Source organism: Paractinoplanes ferrugineus, from assembly GCF_016862195.1.
In the GTDB taxonomy this organism is placed as follows: Bacteria; Actinomycetota; Actinomycetes; order Mycobacteriales; family Micromonosporaceae; genus Actinoplanes; species Actinoplanes ferrugineus.
The window spans coordinates 75,233-92,460 of sequence record NZ_BOMM01000040.1 but is presented as its reverse complement, the minus strand read 5'-3'; the positions used below and the strand labels follow the sequence as shown (position 1 = coordinate 92,460).

19 protein-coding genes, 2 tRNA genes and 1 pseudogene are annotated in these 17,228 nt (G+C 70.8%); 14 read left to right on the top strand and 8 right to left on the bottom strand.

Going from position 1 to position 17,228, the window contains the following annotated elements; translation table 11 throughout:
* Nucleotides 1-74: 74 nt before the first annotated feature.
* Together Afe05nite_RS22615 and Afe05nite_RS22610 are read left to right on the top strand one after the other, a co-directional pair.
* On the top strand, nt 75-299 hold the full coding sequence (locus Afe05nite_RS22615) for a hypothetical protein (protein WP_203819167.1): 225 nt from the start codon (nt 75-77) through the stop codon (nt 297-299).
* 54 nt (nt 300-353) lie between these two features.
* On the top strand, nt 354-725 hold the full coding sequence (locus tag Afe05nite_RS22610) for a hypothetical protein (RefSeq protein ID WP_203819166.1): 372 nt from the start codon (nt 354-356) through the stop codon (nt 723-725).
* 40 nt (nt 726-765) lie between these two features.
* Here the strand turns inward: Afe05nite_RS22610 and Afe05nite_RS22605 are convergent, their stop codons facing one another.
* On the bottom strand, nt 766-1,248 hold the full coding sequence (locus tag Afe05nite_RS22605) for a hypothetical protein (protein ID WP_203819165.1): 483 nt from the start codon (nt 1,246-1,248) through the stop codon (nt 766-768).
* 241 nt (nt 1,249-1,489) lie between these two features.
* On the opposite strand from Afe05nite_RS22605, the gene Afe05nite_RS22600 reads away from it, so the two are divergent.
* Nucleotides 1,490-1,562 (top strand) — tRNA-Arg (locus tag Afe05nite_RS22600).
* 6 nt (nt 1,563-1,568) lie between these two features.
* Nucleotides 1,569-1,650 (top strand) — tRNA-Cys (locus Afe05nite_RS22595).
* Between the two features lie 29 nt (nt 1,651-1,679).
* Here Afe05nite_RS22595 and Afe05nite_RS22590 read toward each other — a convergent pair.
* Nucleotides 1,680-2,522, bottom strand: coding sequence for a PHP domain-containing protein (locus tag Afe05nite_RS22590; RefSeq protein ID WP_239118097.1), 843 nt, complete (start codon nt 2,520-2,522; stop codon nt 1,680-1,682).
* Nucleotides 2,523-2,655: 133 nt separating this feature from the next.
* On the opposite strand from Afe05nite_RS22590, the pseudogene Afe05nite_RS43945 reads away from it, so the two are divergent.
* The 3 genes and pseudogenes from Afe05nite_RS43945 to Afe05nite_RS22580 all read left to right on the top strand — a co-directional run.
* Nucleotides 2,656-3,207, top strand: a pseudogene (locus tag Afe05nite_RS43945) (maltotransferase domain-containing protein); the annotation flags it as partial.
* A 454-nt stretch (nt 3,208-3,661) separates the two neighbouring features.
* A complete protein-coding gene (locus Afe05nite_RS43940; protein ID WP_239118095.1) occupies nt 3,662-4,669 on the top strand; it encodes an alpha-amylase family protein in 1,008 nt (335 codons plus the stop codon).
* 153 nt (nt 4,670-4,822) lie between these two features.
* Nucleotides 4,823-4,990 (top strand): hypothetical protein, encoded by a 168-nt coding sequence (locus Afe05nite_RS22580; RefSeq protein ID WP_203819163.1) that lies wholly within the window; start codon nt 4,823-4,825, stop codon nt 4,988-4,990.
* On the opposite strand, the gene Afe05nite_RS22575 is transcribed toward Afe05nite_RS22580, so the two are convergent.
* Nucleotides 4,987-5,643 (bottom strand): TetR/AcrR family transcriptional regulator, encoded by a 657-nt coding sequence (locus Afe05nite_RS22575; protein WP_203819162.1) that lies wholly within the window; start codon nt 5,641-5,643, stop codon nt 4,987-4,989. The two genes, Afe05nite_RS22580 and Afe05nite_RS22575, sit on opposite strands and share 4 nt — an antisense overlap.
* 69 nt (nt 5,644-5,712) lie before the next feature.
* On the opposite strand from Afe05nite_RS22575, the gene Afe05nite_RS22570 reads away from it, so the two are divergent.
* The 6 genes from Afe05nite_RS22570 (at nt 5,713) to Afe05nite_RS22545 (ending at nt 9,671) form a co-directional block, all read left to right on the top strand.
* Nucleotides 5,713-6,543: an SDR family NAD(P)-dependent oxidoreductase gene (locus Afe05nite_RS22570; RefSeq protein WP_203819161.1), complete on the top strand. Its 831-nt coding sequence runs from the start codon at nt 5,713-5,715 to the stop codon at nt 6,541-6,543.
* A 45-nt stretch (nt 6,544-6,588) separates the two neighbouring features.
* Entirely contained in the window at nt 6,589-6,912 is a 324-nt protein-coding gene (locus tag Afe05nite_RS22565; protein WP_203819160.1) for a nuclear transport factor 2 family protein, read from the top strand.
* A 146-nt stretch (nt 6,913-7,058) separates the two neighbouring features.
* On the top strand, nt 7,059-7,661 hold the full coding sequence (locus tag Afe05nite_RS22560) for a 3'-5' exonuclease (RefSeq protein ID WP_203819159.1): 603 nt from the start codon (nt 7,059-7,061) through the stop codon (nt 7,659-7,661).
* Nucleotides 7,662-7,692: 31 nt separating this feature from the next.
* Nucleotides 7,693-8,133, top strand: a complete 441-nt coding sequence (locus Afe05nite_RS22555) for a hypothetical protein (RefSeq protein WP_203819158.1) — start codon at nt 7,693-7,695, stop codon at nt 8,131-8,133.
* The gene (locus Afe05nite_RS22550; RefSeq protein ID WP_203819157.1) at nt 8,022-8,891 is read left to right on the top strand and encodes an ATP-grasp domain-containing protein; all 870 of its coding nucleotides are present in this window, start codon (nt 8,022-8,024) and stop codon (nt 8,889-8,891) included. The genes Afe05nite_RS22555 and Afe05nite_RS22550 overlap by 112 nt, the downstream gene beginning before the upstream one ends.
* A 42-nt stretch (nt 8,892-8,933) precedes the next feature.
* The gene (locus tag Afe05nite_RS22545; RefSeq protein ID WP_203819156.1) at nt 8,934-9,671 is read left to right on the top strand and encodes a phosphotransferase; all 738 of its coding nucleotides are present in this window, start codon (nt 8,934-8,936) and stop codon (nt 9,669-9,671) included.
* Nucleotides 9,672-9,815: 144 nt separating this feature from the next.
* On the opposite strand, the gene Afe05nite_RS22540 is transcribed toward Afe05nite_RS22545, so the two are convergent.
* From Afe05nite_RS22540 to Afe05nite_RS22525, 4 genes are read right to left on the bottom strand one after another with little or no spacing between them, the layout of a single operon-like run.
* Complete coding sequence (locus tag Afe05nite_RS22540) at nt 9,816-10,892, bottom strand: CaiB/BaiF CoA transferase family protein (protein WP_203819155.1); 1,077 nt, start codon at nt 10,890-10,892, stop codon at nt 9,816-9,818.
* Nucleotides 10,889-12,898 carry a 3-hydroxyacyl-CoA dehydrogenase NAD-binding domain-containing protein gene (locus Afe05nite_RS22535; RefSeq protein WP_203819154.1) on the bottom strand — a complete coding sequence of 670 codons (2,010 nt, stop codon included), beginning with the start codon at nt 12,896-12,898 and terminating at the stop codon, nt 10,889-10,891. Before Afe05nite_RS22535 ends, Afe05nite_RS22540 begins: the two co-directional genes overlap by 4 nt.
* Entirely contained in the window at nt 12,895-14,109 is a 1,215-nt protein-coding gene (locus tag Afe05nite_RS22530) for an acetyl-CoA C-acetyltransferase (RefSeq protein WP_203819153.1), read from the bottom strand. Before Afe05nite_RS22530 ends, Afe05nite_RS22535 begins: the two co-directional genes overlap by 4 nt.
* Nucleotides 14,099-15,262, bottom strand: a complete 1,164-nt coding sequence (locus Afe05nite_RS22525) for an acyl-CoA dehydrogenase family protein (RefSeq protein ID WP_203819152.1) — start codon at nt 15,260-15,262, stop codon at nt 14,099-14,101. The genes Afe05nite_RS22530 and Afe05nite_RS22525 overlap by 11 nt, the downstream gene beginning before the upstream one ends.
* A gap of 61 nt (nt 15,263-15,323) precedes the next feature.
* Between Afe05nite_RS22525 and Afe05nite_RS22520 the strand changes: the two genes are divergently transcribed.
* The gene (locus tag Afe05nite_RS22520) at nt 15,324-15,923 is read left to right on the top strand and encodes a TetR/AcrR family transcriptional regulator (RefSeq protein WP_203819151.1); all 600 of its coding nucleotides are present in this window, start codon (nt 15,324-15,326) and stop codon (nt 15,921-15,923) included.
* Between the two features lie 112 nt (nt 15,924-16,035).
* Here Afe05nite_RS22520 and Afe05nite_RS44625 read toward each other — a convergent pair whose 3' ends face one another.
* Nucleotides 16,036-17,217, bottom strand: coding sequence for a methyl-accepting chemotaxis protein (locus Afe05nite_RS44625; protein ID WP_275407499.1), 1,182 nt, complete (start codon nt 17,215-17,217; stop codon nt 16,036-16,038).
* Between the last annotated feature and the right edge of the window lie 11 nt (nt 17,218-17,228).

The window sequence follows — 17,228 nt, the reverse complement described above, 5'->3', positions numbered from 1 at the left end:
GGGTGATGGCTGGAATGGACTGTCGTGTTCCCTCGCTTCAAGATCACTTCGGTTAAGCCTGCATTCGCTGTCCGATGCTTCGAGTTGATCCGAAGCAGCGAGGGCGCCTGGTCGAGATAGCACGAAACCTCGCCGCCCGCGTTAGTGAGGCCCGGCATAATGGTTGGCTCGGCGAAGTCGAAGGACTGCAGTTCAGCCTCACGGCTGCCGAAGCTAAACTGGCAAGCCTCGACCGCACCATCGCCAAAAGTAAGACGACCAATATCGGCATGCCTCTGATCAGGGCTTCGCTCGACTGATCCTGCCAGCAACCCTCACAAGGGGCTTCTTCACCTGGGCGGAACCCCCTAGCTATGGAACGCCGCATCGACCTCAGCAATCTGGACCTCGATGAAGCGGCCGCTCTCATCGGGCGCCGACGGGCGAAGTGGCTGAGGCTCGGTCTTATCGTCGAGACTCCGACGTGGATCGACAATGAAGCCGACTGGCCAGCGCCATTATTGACAGACCGAGAACAAGTGCGGAGGCCCATGTCGCTTGGTCTCCGTCTTCAAGGGCAGGCTTCGGAAGCTCAGTTCGTCTTATATGCTGGCGGGTGGGTTGATGTTGATTACGTTCCAGTCGCAAGCGACGAAGTGATTACGGAATACGTTGAGCTAAATGATGTTCATGATTTTGCGGCGCTAGTCGACCGTGTTGCCGCTAGGCTGACCGGCAACCGTTGAAGCTGGTGCCGGCGCGGCTAATCGCCGCTCAACCACTCGTTTATTGAGTGACGCCGGCATCCAGCGAGTCGGCTGCCGCATTGGCGATAGACGCGAACTCTGCCGGAGGAATTCTGGTAACAAAACCTGTGCCCAGATCATCTGTGAAGCGGTGGTTTGTCCTCCAGAACCCGAACATGATCACCAAGTCGTCATCGAGGTAGGCGAAGGCTGACACGTTGTCGACGATCTCGCTCCAACGCATAAACCAAAACTGCTGCGCGAACTCTGTCTCGTCCGCCCGAAGCAGTTGGAAAATCTCCGCCGGCGGACGGCCAGGAAAGGGGCAGGACGGCACGTCACCCCGGCGCACACGATCTGCCTCAAGTCGCATGTAGTGGGACAGTGAAGGAGTGTAGGCCGTGTTGTCGTCAGTGGTGAGCCACTTGCCGGCCGCCCAGAGATCGACAACGCGGAGTGCGGGAGGCGTGGTCTCGCCCACCTCCACGCAGAATCTCGCTCGGTCACCGAAACGTTGTGTCATCAGTCCGGGAAGGTACCAGGTCGCGAGGGTCGGACTCTCGACGATGTCTGGTGTCGACGCCCCTCCGCGGCCGTGATCCCGCCGAGGTGTGCCGGGCTGACTGCAGTCCGCCGCAGCCGGGCCGCGGTCAGGTTGCCCATCATCTTCCCAATATCAACTTTCGTCGAAGTTCGGTTAAGGGGCCGGCTGTAAACCGGCTGCACATGTGCTCAGGAGGTTCGAGTCCTCCCGCTCGCACCATGCCCGCGTAGCTCAGTGGACAGAGCACCGGTTTCCGGAACCGGGGGTCAGGGGTTCGAATCCCTTCGCGGGCAGGTCGTGGCCTTGGCGAGTTCCGGGTGGAGCTGCTCGTCTGCAAAACGAGTCCGAGTGCGCGGGGTTCGAGTCCCCCCAAGGCTTCCACGTCTCGTGCCGTTCCGCTGTGGAGATCGTCACCCGGGGAGGGTCCACCTGTCGTACGGGTGACGACCCGGCCGGAAACCGAATGCCTCGACCATGTCGACGGCCGTGGACAGGCCGGTGCCGACGGCGTCGGGGACGTGCGCGTCGCTGCCGAAGGTGACCACCTTGCCGCCTTCCTCGCGCCACCAGCGGACGATCTCCGAGGCCAGCGGGATACGGGTGTTGACCTCCAGCGTCCGGTCGGAGGCGGCGAGGGCGCGTAGCGCGTACCGGAACTCGTCCTCGAAGGCATGCAGGTCGAACGGCCCGGCCTCGGCGGGCCAGCCGCGCATGGCGTAGTCGAGGTGGGCGAGGACCGCGAACGCGTCCGAGCGGACGATCAGGTCGGCGATCTCGGCCAGGTAGAGCCGCATGACCTCGACGGCCGGACGCTGCCGGTAGAGCGCGTTGGCCTCGACCAGCCGGCCGTCGACGGGCAGGGCGTGCAGCGAGCCGAGCACCCGCTCGTAGTGGCCGGTGCCGAGCAGTTTCGCGACCGGTACGGCATTCCAGTGGGGTTCGCCCAGCTCGACGCCGCTGATGACGTGCAGCGCGGGGAAAAGCTCACGACAACGCTCCACCGAGGCCAGGTAGCCCTCCTGATCCAGCTCGGGCGGGACCAGCACGCCGTCGGGGCCGGTGAGTTCGCGCCGCAGCGGTGACTGCCGCAGGACCACCTCGTCGACCGACCACCGGGAGTAGTCGACGTGCTCGGTGAACGCGACGGCCGGGAGGCCGAGCCGCACCGCGCGGGCGCAGGTCCGTTCCATGGAGCCGTCGGGGGCATCCCAGGAGAATTCCGTGTGTACGTGCCCGTCGGCCGGCTGAATCACCAGCCCAGGGTAACGATCAAGGTTCCGGCGTCGCAGGCGGTAGTGGGGTCGAGGGGGGATTGCCGTGGTGAACATTGCGGGAACGGCCGGATATGGCGGCGGCGTACCGGGTAAGCGTTGAAGGTCGTCCGCAGTGCCGATCTGGTTTGACGGGAGTCGTGTCGTGGTGCGAGCAACGATCGGGCGGATCGCGGTGGTCGACGTCGGTCCGGTGGTCGAGCGCGGTGAGCGGCCGGCCAAGAGCGTCACCGGCGAGGAGTTCGAGGTGACCGCGACCGTCTTCCGGGAGGGGCACGACGCGGTCGGCGCCACCGTGATCCTCACCGACCCGCACGGGCTCGAGCACCGCGTGCCGATGGACCGGGTCAATGCCGGGCTCGACGCCTGGTCGGCCACCGTCGCCGCGGACCGGGCCGGGAGGTGGGCCTTTCGGGTGGAGGGCTGGACCGACCCGTACGGGACGTGGTTCCACGACGCCGTCATCAAGGTCGGGGCCGGTGTCGACGTCGAGCTGATGCTGGCGGAAGGCGCTCGCGTGCTCGACCGGGCCGCCGCCGAGGTGCCCCGCGGCAAGGAAGAGCTCACCGTGCTGACGGACGCGATCGCCGGCCTGCGCGACTCGGGGCGCACGCCGCAGGACCGGCTCGGCGCGGGCGTGGCCGCCGAGGTCCGGGCAGTGCTGGATGCCCGGCCGCTGCGCGATCACGTCACGGCGTCGCGGGATTTCGATTGGCTGGTCGAGCGGGAACGTGCGCTGTTCGGCGCCTGGTACGAGTTCTTCCCGCGGTCCGAGGGGGCCCGGTTCGACGACGGCACCGGCGAGTGGCGCAGTGGCACCCTCCGGACGGCGGCCCAGCGCTTGGACGCGGTGGCCGGGATGGGCTTCGACGTGGTCTACCTGACCCCGATCCATCCCATCGGCGAGGTCAACCGCAAAGGCCGGAACAACGCGCTGACCGCGGAGCCGGCCGACCCCGGTTCGCCGTACGCGATCGGCTCGTCCGACGGCGGCCACGACACCCGTCCACCCGGACCTCGGCACCTTCGCCGACTTCGACGCCTTCACCGCCCGTGCGCGGGAGCTCGGCCTGGAGGTCGCGCTGGACCTGGCGCTCAACTGCGCCCCCGACCACCCGTGGGTGGCCGCTCATCCGCGGTGGTTCACCACCCGGGCCGACGGGTCGATCGCGTACGCCGAGAACCCGCCGAAGAAGTACCAGGACATCTATCCGCTCAACTTCGACGACGATCCCGAGGGTCTGTACGCGGAGATCCTGCGTGTCGTACGGCTGTGGCTCGACCACGGCGTCACGATCTTCCGCGTCGACAACCCGCACACCAAGCCGTTGTGGCTGTGGGAGCGGCTGATCGCCGAGGTGGGCGCCGACCGGCCGGACGTCATCTGGCTCGCCGAGGCGTTCACCCGCCCGCCGATGATGCACACCCTGGCGAAGATCGGCTTCCAGCAGTCCTACACCTATTTCGCGTGGCGGCACACCAAGGACGAGATCCAGCGGTACGCCACGGAGCTCGCCGGCCCGGCCGCCGCCTACATGCGGCCGAACTTCTGGCCGACCACGCACGACATCCTCACCCCGTTCATGCAGCGCGGCGGGCTCGAGGCGTGGAAGATGCGGGCGGCTCTGGCCGCGACCCTCGCCCCCAGCTACGGGATCTACGCCGGCTACGAGTTGACCGAACGCGTCGCCCGGCCCGGCGCCGAAGAGCAGATCGACAACGAGAAGTACGAGTACAAGGACCGGCACTGGGCCGAGCACGACGAGGCGGGCACCACCCTGGCCCCGTACCTGACGCTGATCAACAACATCCGCCGCGCCCACCCGGCTCTGCACCGGCTCCGCAACCTGCGTTTCCATCACGCCGACGACGAGCACATCCTGGTGTTCTCCAAGGCCCGCCGGGTCTACGACCGCGACGACGTGATCGTGGTCGTCGTCAACCTGGAACCGGACCACACCCGGGACACCTGGATCCACCTGAACCTGGCCGACCTCGGACTTGCTCCGCACGACCGGTTCATCGCGCACGACCTGATCACCGGCGAGCGCTGGAACTGGTCGGAACACAACTTCGTGCGGCTGGGACCGGCCACCGAACCCGTGCACGTCGTCCACATCGAGAGGTAGGGCGCCGTCGGCCGGGGATGCGTCGTGCCGTATCGCCAGTCGTCACTTTCCGGTCGCCGGGCGGTCAGTTGCCGGCCACCGCCGCGTCGCAGGCTCATCCGGTCGACGAACGGAGAAGCATGATGACGCAGGTCGATCGGCCGGTGGGCTGACGTGCTCCAGTATCTGCTCGGCGCGGTCGCTGTCGCCTGGGGCGTGGCCCTCGCCGTACTCGATCAGCCCGCCGTCTCCGGCCGCAACCTCAACCGGCTCTGTGTCGCCCTGCTGGGCGGGGGAGCGGTGCTCGCCGTCGCCGGTGCGGTGACCGCCGCGCTCTACTAGCGAGCCAGGCGCTCCAGCAGCTCGGCGAGCAGTCCGCGTTCGCCGGGGGTGAGGTCGCCGGGGTCGTTGTCGACCAGCGCGCGCAACGTCAACGCGGTGCTTGCCCGGGTCGCGGGCGCGTCGGCCGAGGGGGTGTGCAGGACTCCGGCCAGCGCGGACTCGCGGACGCGTTCGGACAGCCCGAGATCCGGCTCCGGTTGGCTGATCAGGGTGAGCGTGATGCCGATGTTGGCGGCGAACAGCTGTTCGGCGGCGTCCGCCGCCGGCACCTTGAGCAGGCCCTGGGCCGCTGCGGCGGTGAACCGCTCACGCAACGCGGCGTGCGCGGGAGCGGTGACGGCGCAGACCCTTCCCGGTTCGGCGCGGCCGTACAGCAGCCCGTAGAACGACGGGTGCTCCAGCCCGAACCGCACGTGCCGGTCCCAGCCCGCGCGCAGGTCGACCAGTGGGTCGCCGGACTTCTCGACCGCCGTGTACTGGGTGAAGCCGTGGTTCGCCACGGCGTCGATCAGGCCCTGCTTGCTGCCGAAGTGGTGGTACAGCGTCGGGGCCTGCACCCCGGCCTGGTCGCACACCGCCCTCGTGGACACCGTGCTGCCACTCTCCAGCAACTCCGCCGCGGCGAGCAGGAGCCGATCCCGTGCGTTCTGCATGCTTGCTACATTAGCGCATGTAGCGCTACATTGCCTCCTGTAGCGCTGCTATAGCGAGAGGGGAAAGCCATGAGAACTTGGTTCATCACGGGTGCGACGCCCGGAGCGTTCGGCCAGGCCTACGCCGAGGCCGCACTGGCCCAGGGAGACCAGGTGGCGGTGACCGCACGCCGGCCCTCTGAACTGCGGGAATGGGCCGAGCCGTACGGCGACCGGGTCCTGGTTCTGCAGCTCGACGTCACCGACGCCGACCAGGTACGGGCGGCGGTGCGGCGGGCCGAGGAGCGGTTCGGCGGCATCGACGTGCTCGTCAACAGCGCCGGCCGCGGCTGGTACGGCTCGATCGAGGGCGCCCCCGGCGAGACGATCCGCCGCACCTTCGACCTCAACCTGTTCGCCGTCGTCGACCTGATGCACGCGGTCCTGCCCGGCATGCGGGCACGCGGCGACGGCTGGATCGTGAACATGTCGTCGGTGGCCGGCCTCGTCGGCGCACAGGGCTTCGGCTACTACGCGGCGGCGAAGTTCGCGATCGAAGGACTCACCGAGACCCTGCGCCAGGAAGTCGAGCCGTTCGGTGTGCGCGTGCTCGCGGTGGAACCGGGAGCCTTCCGCACCAGTGCCTTCTCCTACTTCCAGAACGAGCCCGTCACCGAGACCGTCGACGCCTACGTGCCGATGGTCGAGACGGTCAAGGCGGCCTTCGTGGACGCCGACGGCAAGCAGCCCGGTGATCCTGTTCGCGGCGTGCAGGCCGTGCTCAACGCGATGAACGCACCCGTCCCGCCGCACCGGCTCGTGCTCGGCAACTCCGGCTACGACGCCGTGGTCGAGATGCACGAGAACGCACTCGCGGAGCTGCGCGCCAACGAGAAGCTGTCCCGCAGCGCGGACTTCTGAGCCGTGTCGCCCCGAATCCTGACACCCGAGAAACGGAGAGTTGAAATGAACGACATCACGCTGCCCAAGGCCGTCGAGAACTTCATCGCGGCCACCAACGCGCACGACGCGAACGCCCTGGTCGCGGTCTTCGGCGAGGGAGCCACCGTGGGCGATGACGGGAAGACCTGGACCGGCGGGGCCGAGATCCGCGAGTGGGTCCAGAGTCATCTGATCACTCCCAAGATCGTGCTCACCCCGACCTCGTTCGCGGGCGACCGGCTGGTGGCCTCCGGGGACGGCGACTTCCCCGGCGGGCCGCTGTCCTTCTCGTTCGTGTTCGGCATCAAGGACGACCAGGTCATCGACCTCGCGATCGCCCCGGTCTGAGCCATCGCCGGCCGGGGCAGCCGAGGGCCGCCCCGGCCGGCCGGGGCGCCGCCGACCCGCTTGGTGCGGCGCCTCCCGGGGAAGTTGTGTCGATCTTGGCCGGGTGGCATGGTGAGGATCGGGCCGGTGGTCGGTAGCGTGGGGGCGTGATCGTGATCTTCGACCTCGAGTACACGACCTGGGTCGGTGCGCAGGACCGCGGGTGGACCGGGGCGGATGAGTTCCGGGAGATCGTCCAGATCGGAGCGGTACGGGTCGACCCGGTGACGCTCGCCCTCGACGGCGAGTTCGAGGTGCTGGTGCAGCCGGTGCGCAATCCTCGGCTCTCGGCCTTCTTCCAACAGCTCACCGGCATCAGCCAGGACGCGATCACCGAGCGGGGAGTCGGCTTCGCCGAGGCGCTCGACCTCTTCCTCAAGTTCTGCGACGGGGGCTATGCCCTCTCGTACGGCAACGACATGGTGATCCTGGGCGAGAACCTGGTGCTGCAGTATCCGCCGGGGCGCCGTACGGCCGGGCCGCTGCCGCCGTTCGTCAACATCCGGCCGTACCTCAATCGGGTCCTGCCGTCGACCGTGCCTCTCGCCGCCGGGAGCCTGGCCGGTGCGCTCGGGCGGCCGGGGCCGATCGAGTCGAATCATGACGCGCTCGAGGACTGCCACTCGATCCTCGAAACCCTGCGCCACCTGCGCGAAATGGGCCTGCCGATCTTCGATCTCACGGCCGCGCCGAGCGCCGGCCCACCGTAGGCCGAGGGAACGTACCGAAGCGCTGGGCTTTGTGCTGCGCGATGTCGCGGCCCGGCGCCCGGCGGCCCAGGTCGAGGGGTCGTTCGACCCGGCCGGCATGGACGCCACCTGGGTGCTGCGGGTGCGCGGCGCCCGCGTCGACGCCGAGGTCTTTCTGCTGCGCGGCCCGGTCGCCGACCTCGCCGGATATCAGCTCGACCGGATCGACGAGGGCGTGGTCCACGGCGGCGGACAGAACTTCCCGGACGAACAGCCGGCCGAGTGGCTCGACGGGCTCGCGCGTCGGGAAGACGAGAGAGCCCGGCCGGAATGGTTGCGGCCGGCGGACGTGCCGTGGGTGGAGAAAGGGGAGTGCGGGCTGTGGTGCGACGGCTTGCGTGGGTGTCGGCTCGGGAGGCCCGCGGGCTCGACGAGGACGAGGAACTGGCGCTGCCCGCGCTGCGGGCGGCCGGGGTCGAGGCCGAGGTGGTGAACTGGGACGACCCGGCGGTGCGGTGGGCTTCGTACGACCGGGTCGTGTTGCGGTCGACCTGGGACTATCCGCAGCGGCTCGGGGAGTTCAGGCGGTGGCTCGACGCGGTGGCCGAGGTGACGGATCTGCGCAATCCGGTGCCGATGGTGCGGTGGAGTCTCGACAAGCACTATCTCGCCGAGCTCGACGCCGCCGGCGTGCCGGTCACCCCGACCGTGTTCGCCGAGCCGGGGTCGGGGGAGGAGCCGGTGTTTCCCGACGGCGAGTTCGTGGTGAAGCCGGCGATCGGCGCCGGCAGCCGGGACGCGGCCGGCTACGGACCGGCCGAGCACGACGTGGCGCGGGCGCACGTGCGCCGGCTGCACGAGGGTGGGGCGAGTGTGCTGATTCAGCCGTTGCTCAAGTCGGTCGAGGTGGACGGCGAGTGGCCGCTGGTGTTCTTCGCCGGTCAGTACAGCCATGCCGCCGGCAAGCGGGTCGCGCTGCCCCGCGCCGGGGTGATCGACGAACTGTTCGCCGAGGAGACCAACGCGCCGTACGTCGCCGACGACGAGCAGATCGCGGTGGCCCGCCGCGTGATCGACATCGTGACCAGCCGGTTCGGTGTTCCGCTGTACGCGCGGGTCGATCTGGTTCGCGACGACGACGGCAAGGCGTGCGTCCTCGAGGTGGAGCTGGTCGAGCCGTCGCTGTTCCTGCCGCAGGCCCCACCGGAAGCGGTGGCCCGCCTGGTGGCGGCGTCGACCGCGACCGGGTAAACCGGGTGACGACGGCGGAGCGGCCCGGCCAGAATGGCCGCCATGGACGAGATCGCCGTCGTCGTCGCGCACAGTGAGCGCACCACCCTGCGCCTCGGGGACGTGTTCCTCAAGGTCGACACCGTGCAGACGCGCATCGACCGGGAGGTGGCGGCGATCGCGATGGCGCCGATCCCGGCCCCGCGGGTGCTGTGGCAGAAGCCGAACGTGCTGGCCATCGCCGCCGTGCCGGGCACGGCCCTGGGCCGCCTCGGCGAACCGTCGCCCGCGTCGCCGGCGGCGTGGGCCGCCGCCGGGGCCGCCCTCCGCAAGCTGCACGACGCGCCGCTGCCGCCGTGGCCCGGGCGGAGCCTCGACGAGGTGGCGGCCGAACTCGAGGTCGAGTGCGAGCTGCTGGTGAGCTCCGCCATCCTGCCCGCCGACCTGGTCGCGCGTAACCGCCGGGTCGCCGAGGCGGCGTTCCGGCCGTTCACCCCGGTCTTCGTGCACGGCGACATGCAGATCACCCACGTCTTCGTCGAGGGTGACGAGGTCACCGGCGTGATCGACTGGTCCGAGGCGGCGCCGGGTGACCCGATGGCCGACCTGGCCGGGCTGACGCTGGGGCACGAGGAGCGCCTGGCCGACGTCCTCGCCGGTTACGGGCCGGAGGCCGACGCCGACGTGATCCGCGGCTGGTGGTCGTTGCGGAGCCTGCTCAACGTGCGCTGGCTGGCCGGGCACGGTTTCGACCCGGCCGCCCCGGGCTGCGAGATCGACGTGCTCAAGGCCCGCATGTGACCGGGCCGCGGCCCGCCCGCAGGCGCTGACGGGTCAGCCGCGGGAGAGCGCGGCCTCCAGGGTGCGCCGCCGTCGCCGGACCGACGGTTCGGGTGTCTTGCTCATCCCCGCAAGGTTCGGCTCGCGGGGTGGCGTCTTGAGGGTTCACCAGGTGGCGAGGACCTCGTCGACGGTGGTCCCGGCCACCGGCCGCGGCGTGCCGGGCGGGGTGCGCCCGAACCGTGGGGCGGGCGCCGGCTGGATGATCCCGCCGACCTCGACGAACGCGTTCCGGGCCTGGTTGTGCGGGTGGCCGGCGGCCTCGCCGGGGGCCAGGACCGGGGCGACGCAGGCGTCGGTGCCGGCGAACAGGTCGGCCCACTCGTCCCGGCCGCGGGTGGCGAAGATCGAGGAGAAGCGTTCCCGGAGTACGGGCCAGCCGTCCCGGTCGTGCTGGGCCGGCAGCTCCTCCCCGGCCAGTCCCAGCCCGTCGAGCAGGGCGGCGTAGAACGGCGGTTCCAGGGCGCCGACGGCCACGAAACCGCCGTCCGAGCAGGCGTACGTGTCGTAGAACGGTGCGCCGCCGTCGAGCAGGTTCCGGCCGCGCGGGAACGGCCACATCCCGGCCGCGCTCAGGCCGTGGACGAACGTCGTGAGCAGCGCCGACCCGTCGACCATGGCGGCGTCGACGACCTGGCCGCGCCCGGAGGCGGAACGTTCCACCAGGGCGGCGAGGACGCCGACCGCCATCAGCATGCCGCCGCCCGCGAAGTCGCCGATCAGGTTGAGCGGGGCGTGCGGACGTTGTCCGGCCCGCCCGATCGGTTCGAGGGCGCCGGACAACGCGATGTAGTCGATGTCGTGCCCGGCCCGGGACGCGAACGGGCCGTCCTGACCCCAGCCGGTCATCCGCGCGTACACCAGCCTGGGATTGATCTTCTCGCAGTCGAGCGGGCCGAGGCCGAGGCGCTCGGCGACGCCGGGCCGGTAGCCCTCGACCAGGACGTCGGCGCGCTCGACGAGGCGGAACAGCTCGGCGACGCCGGCTTCGGACTTGAGGTCGAGGGCGAGGGCGCGCCGGCCGCGCTGCAGCGGTCCCGGTGGCGGAGCCATGCCGGGGCCACCGGGCCGGTCGACCAGGACGACGTCGGCGCCGAGATCGGCGAGGATCATGCAGCCGAACGGGCCGGGGGCCAGCCCGGCGAGCTCGACGACCCGGACCCCGGCCAGCGGACCGCTCACGACCGGACGAACCGTTCGCCGTAGCGTTCGGCCAGCTCGGCCGCCCGGCCGGGGAAATCGTCGTGCCGGGCGAACCGCAGCACCCCGCCGGTCCAGGCCGGGTAGCCGATGCCGAGGATCGACCCGACGTTGCCGTCCTCCTCGGTGCGCAGCACCCCCTCGGCCAGGCACCGCTGCGCGTCGATCGCCTCCGCGAACAGGAAACGGTCCCGCAGGTCGGCGAACGGAACACCGCGGCCTTCGTCGGTGGCGAGCTGGGCGAGGCCCGGCCAGAGGCCGGTGCGCTTGCCGGCCGCGTACGCGTAGAAGCCCGCCCCGCCCGCGCGCCCCGGCCGGCCGTGCTCGTCGACCATCCGGTCCACCAGGTCGTGCGACGGCTGTCGCTCGAACGTGTCGCCGGCGGCCGCCTCGAACTGCCGGCGGATCCGCTGCACCAGGGCGAGGCTGACCTCGTCGGCGAGAGCGAGCGGACCGGTCGGGTAGCCCGCCTGGAGGGCGGCCTGCTCGATCGACGGGGCCGGGACGCCCTCGGTGAGCATCCCGATCGCCTCGTCGATGAACTTGCCGATCACCCGGCTGGTGAAGAAGCCCAGCCCGTCGTTGACCACGATCGGTGTCTTGCCGAGGCGCCGGCCCAGGTCGAACGCGCGGGCCACGGCCTCGTCGCGGGTGCGCTCGCCGACCACGATCTCCAGCAGCGGCATCTTGCCGACCGGGGAGAAGAAGTGCATGCCGATGAAGTCGGCGGGCCGGCCGACCGACTCGGCCAGGCCGGTGATGGGCAGCGTGGAGGTGTTGGAGGCGAGCAGCGCGCCGGGCGCGAGAACCGGCTCGACCTCGGCGAACACCTCGGCCTTCAGGGCCGGGTCCTCGAAGACCGCCTCGATCACCACGTCGCAGCCGCGCAGGTCGTCGACGTCGGCGGTGGTGATGATGCCGGGGCCGGCGGCGCGGGCGGCGAGCTCGGGCGTCACGTCCTTGACGACCACCGGCAGGCCGGCGCGGGCACAGGCCTGGGCGATCCCGGCGCCCATCATCCCGGCGCCGAGCACCGCGATCCGGGTCGCCGGCAGGGTGGCCACCCGGGGCCGGGCCAGGCCACCGTTGACCGCCCGCATGTCGAAGAACAGCGCGCCCATCATGTTCTTGGCGATCGGCCCGGTGAGCAGCGTGATCAGGCGGCGGGTCTCGATCATCAGGGCGGTGTCGAGGTCGACCTGGGCGCCCTCGACGGCGGTCGCCAGGATCGCCTCGGGCGCCGGCAGCCGGTTGCCCTTGAGCTGTTTGCGCAGCGTGGCCGCGAAGGCGGGCAGCTGGGCGGCGAGCCTGGGGTGGCTCGGCGTGCCACCCGGCATCCGGTAGCCCGGCCGGTCGTAGGGCTGGGTGGCCGCCGGGTTGGCGGCGATCCAGGCCCGGGCCTTGGCGATCATCTCGTCCTCGGTCGCCGCGACCTCGTCGACCAGGCCGTTCTCCCGGGCGTCGGCGGGCTTGAACCGGCGCCCGGTGAGCAGCCAGCTCGTCAGGGCCGGGGCGAGGCCGAGCAGCCGGACGGTGCGGGTCACGCCGCCGGCTCCCGGCAGCAGGCCGAGGGTCACCTCGGGGAAGCCGAGCCGGGTCCCCTTCGCGTCCAGGGCGATCCGGTGGTGGCAGGCGAGCGCGATCTCCAGCCCACCGCCGAGCGCGGCCCCGTTGATCGCGGCGACGACCGGTCGCCCGTACGTCTCGAGCCGGCGCAGGTCCCGCTTGACGGTGGTGAGCAGCTCGAAGAGCTCGGGGACCTCGGCCTCGGTCACCCGGCTCATCATCGGCACGTCGCCGCCGGCGAAGAACGTCGTCTTCGCGCTGGTCACGATCACCCCGGTGACGTCGTCGCGCTCGGCCTCCAGCCGGTCCAGCGCCTCGGTCATGGCGGCCGCGTAGGCGACGTTCATCGTGTTCGCGGACTGGTCGGGGTCGTCGATGGTGAGGGTGACGATCCCGTCCGCCGCGCGCTCGTAGCGGATCATGAGAGCCTCTCGATCACGGTGGCGACACCCATGCCGCCGCCGATGCACAGGGTGATCACGGCGCGGCGCTGGTCGCGGCGTTCCAGCTCGTCCAGCGCGGTGCCGAGCAGCATCGCGCCGGTGGCGCCGAGGGGGTGGCCGAGAGCGATCGCGCCGCCGTTGACGTTCACCTTCTCGGGGTCGAGGCCGAGGTCCCGCTCGTACTTGAGGACCACGGCGGCGAAAGCCTCGTTGATCTCGAACAGGTCGATGTCGGCGGTCTCCAGCCCGGCGATGGCCAGCGCCTTGCGGGTGGCCGGGATCGGGCCGGTGAGCATGATCGTCGGGTCCGCGCCGGTGACCGCGGCCGCGACGATGCGAGCGCGCGGGGTGAGGCCCGCATCCGCGTACCGCTCGCTGCCGATCATGGTCAGGGCGGCGCCGTCCACGATCCCGGACGAGTTGCCGGCGTGGTGGACGTGGTCGATCTTCTCGACCCAGTGGTATTTCTGCAGCGCCACCGCGTCGAAGCCGGCCGCCTCGCCGATGGTCGCGAACGACGGCTTGAGCCGGGCCAGCCCCTCGCGGGTGGTGTCCGGGCGGGGGTGCTCGTCGGCGGCGAGAACGGTGAGACCGCTGGGATCGCGCACCGGGACGATCGAGCGGCCGAAGTGGCCACCGGCGATGGCCTTGGCCGCGCGGTCCTGGGAGCGCACCGCATAGCCGTCCACGTCGGCGCGGCTGAAGCCCTCGATCGTGGCGATCAGGTCGGCGCTGACCCCCTGCGGCACGAAACCGGTGGCCAGGGCGGTCTCCGGGTCCAGGAACCACGCCCCGCCGTCGGAGCCCATCGGGTTGCGCGACATCGACTCGACGCCACCGGCCAGGATCAGGTGCTCCCAGCCCGACCGGATGCGGGCGGCGGCCTGGTTGACGGCTTCCAGGCCGGAGCCGCAGAAGCGGTTGAGCTGGACCCCGGCCGCCGTCTCGGGCAGCCCGGCCAGCAGCGCGGCCGCCCGGGGGAGATCGCCGCCCTGTTCACCGACCGGGGTCACGACACCGAGCACGAGGTCGTCGATGGTCGACTCGTCAAGTCCGGGATTGCGCTCCCGCAGCGCGTCGATCAGGCCGGCGACCAGGGTGATCGGCTTGACGCCGTGCAACGCGCCGGACTCCTTGCCACGGCCGCGCGGGGTGCGCACCGCGTCGTACACGAAGGCCTCAGAGGACACGGGCGATCAGCTCCTTCATGATCTCGTTGGTGCCGCCGTAGATCTTCTGGACGCGGGCGTCGGCGTACATCTTGGCGATCGGGTATTCGGTCGTGTAGCCGTAGCCGCCGAAGATCTGCAGGCACTTGTCGACGACCTCGCACTGGCCCTCGGTGAGCGTCAGCTTCGCCATCGCCGCGGTCGGGACGTCCAGCTCACCACGGGTGTGCCGGGCGATGCAGTCGTCCAGGAAGATCCGCGACACGCGGGTCCGGGCGGCGCAGTCGGCGAGGACCATCCGGGTGTTCTGGTGGGCGAGGACGGTCTTGCCGAAGGCGGTGCGCTCCTTCGCGTAGGCGACCGCGAGCTCGACCGCCCGCTGCATCGCCGACACCGCCCCGACCCCGATGACCAGGCGTTCCTGGGGGAGCTGCTGCATCATCTGGAAGAACCCGCCGCCCTCGGTGCCGAGCAGGTTGGCCGCCGGCACCCGGAAGTCGTCGAAGAACAGCTCGGCGGTGTCGTTGGAGTGCAGGCCGATCTTCTCCAGCAGCCGGCCGCGGCGGAACCCGGCCGGCTCACCGGTGACCTCGCAGACGATCAGGCTGATGCCCGCCGCGCCCTGGGTCGTGTCGGTCTTGGCGGCCAGGATGATCAGGTCGGCGAGCCCGCCGTTGGTGATGAAGGTCTTCGACCCGGTGATCACGTAGTCGTCACCGTCGCGGACCGCCCGGGTGCGGATCGCCTGCAGGTCGGAGCCGCCGCCGGGCTCGGTCATCGCGATCGCGCCGACGAGTTCGCCGTCGCACAGACCCGGCAGCCAGCGACGTTTCTGCTCGTCGGTGCCGTACGCCACGAGGTAGCCGGTCACGATGCCGCTGTGCACGGCCAGGCCCAGGCTGCCCTCGCCGACGTGCTGCTGCTCGTGCAGCATCACCGCCTCGTGGGTGAAGTCGCCCCCGCCGCCGCCGTACTCCGCCGGCACGCTGAGCCCCAGCAAGCCGAGCGAACCGGCCTGTTTGTAGTGCTCGCGGTCGGGGTGACCCTGCTTCTCGAGGCGCTCCGTGTGCGGGAGCACCTGCTGGGTGAAGAAGTCACGAGCCAGCTCGGCCAGGTCGTCGTGCTCCGGCTTGTGCCATGACGGGACGTACCCGTCCAGTCCGGGAGTGGGCATGCCTCACTCTCGCGGCTTGTTGACACGGTGTCAACAAGCGCGGTGCCGTAAGGTCCACTTCGTGAGTGTGGACGCGGGCCAGCGCCGCCGGCTCGAACCGGACGCCCGGCGCGAACAGATCCTGTCGGTCGCTGTGCGCCTGTTCGGCGAGCGCGGCTACGCCGACGTCTCGACAGGCGACGTGGCGAGCGGTGCGGGAGTCGCCCGCGGCCTGGTCAACCACTACTTCGGTACGAAGAAGGAGCTCTACCTGGAGGTCATCCGGGTGATGCTGACCGTGCCGTCGTCGGCCCTCGCCCTGGTGCCGCCGGGTGACCTGGCCACCCGTACGGAATCGATCGTCTGCTGGTTCCTGGACGTCGTGTCCCGGCACTCCACCTCGTGGCTGGGCGCCATCAACGCCGGCGGCATGGCCGGCGACGCCGACGTCGACCGGGTGATCACCGAGGCCGTCGACGTGGCCGCCGACCAGGTGCTCACCGCCGTCGGGTTCGTCGAGCCGAACGCCGCCCTGCACGCCATGGCCCGCTCCTATGTCGGCCTCGCCACCTCGACCGCCCGCGAGTGGCTCCAGCGCGGTGACCTCACCCGCGCCCAGGTGCACAATCTGCTCACCGCCACCCTGCTCACCATGGTGGACCGGGTGTTCCCGGACGCCTGACCGGCCTTCCCCGCACCGTTGGTCCCGGGTTTCGCGCGGGCGAGCCGAGGGGTCTCAGACTGATCTGAGACCCCTCAAGAAACAACGCCGGCCGGCCGCGGTGCGGGCGCCGTCAGGCGGTCTCGAACGCGCGGCTGATGTGGGCGTCGATCTGGCGCTGCGCCTCGGCGCCCACATCGGTCAGTTCCAGGCCCAGTTCGATCTCGTCGACGAGGTCGCGGCGGCGGACCACCCGCCCCGACATGTTCACCGTGACGCCGTTGATCTCGGCGGTGACCTGAGCGGTGTCGCCGACCGCGATCGGGGTGCGGGGCGGGACGGTGCAGCCCAGGCCGCCGTTGCTCAGGTCGGTCAGGCGGCCGGCGACCGGGTCGGGCCGGGACGGCACCCGCAACCGCACGTCGCCCGTCGCGGACAGGCGGTCGGCGCGGCGGCGTTCCAGCCGCTCGGCCACCTCGGAGAGGTCCTGGATCTGCAGCATCGTGGCGTCGACGGTGGAGTTGAGGCGCTCGACGATCTGGTGCTGGTCGTCGGCGATGCCGTCGAGCAGGCCCATCGCCTGCTCGATCTCGTCGACGTCCTGGACGATCGCGGTGAGCGTGCCGCCCATCTGGGCCACGTCGGCCTCGAGCGCGGCGATCGTCGCGGTGATCTTGTCGGTGGAGTTGGCCGTGGTGTCGGCCAGGTTCTTCACCTCGTCGGCGACCACCGCGAAACCCTTGCCGGCCGCGCCGGCGCGGGCCGCCTCGATGGTGGCGTTAAGGGCGAGCATGCGGGTCTGCGAGGCGATCTCACCGATCACGCCGGCGATGCCGGCGACCTGGTGCAGGCTGTCGTTGAGGGCCGTCGCGGCCTCGTCGGCACTGCGGGCCCGGCGCACCATGGTGGCCGCGGCGGCGCTCGTCGACCCGACCCGCTCGTGGGTGGCGTTGGCCGCCTGGCGGGCCGCGCCGACCTGCTCGACCACGTCGCGCAGGCGCTCGCCGATGACGGCGCCGGTGTCGTCGATGGCTTCCTTGGCGCGGCGGCGCAGCCGGCCGTTGATCTGCCGCTGCTCCTGCTCGGTCAGGCGCGCCCGCTCCTCGCGGTCGGCGCGCATCTGCTCCAGGTCGGTCTCCCGGTCGGTCACCAGGGCGGCCAGCTCGATCAGCCGATCGCGCACGCCCTCGAAGGTCACCGGGCCGGTGCTCCCGGTCTCGAGGGACCGCAGGGCACGGCGACGCTGAAGGCGGGCCCCGGCGGCGAACGCGCCGGCGGCGAGCGCCAGCGTCAGCCCGGCCCAGAGCCAGCTCACGCCGTGGATCC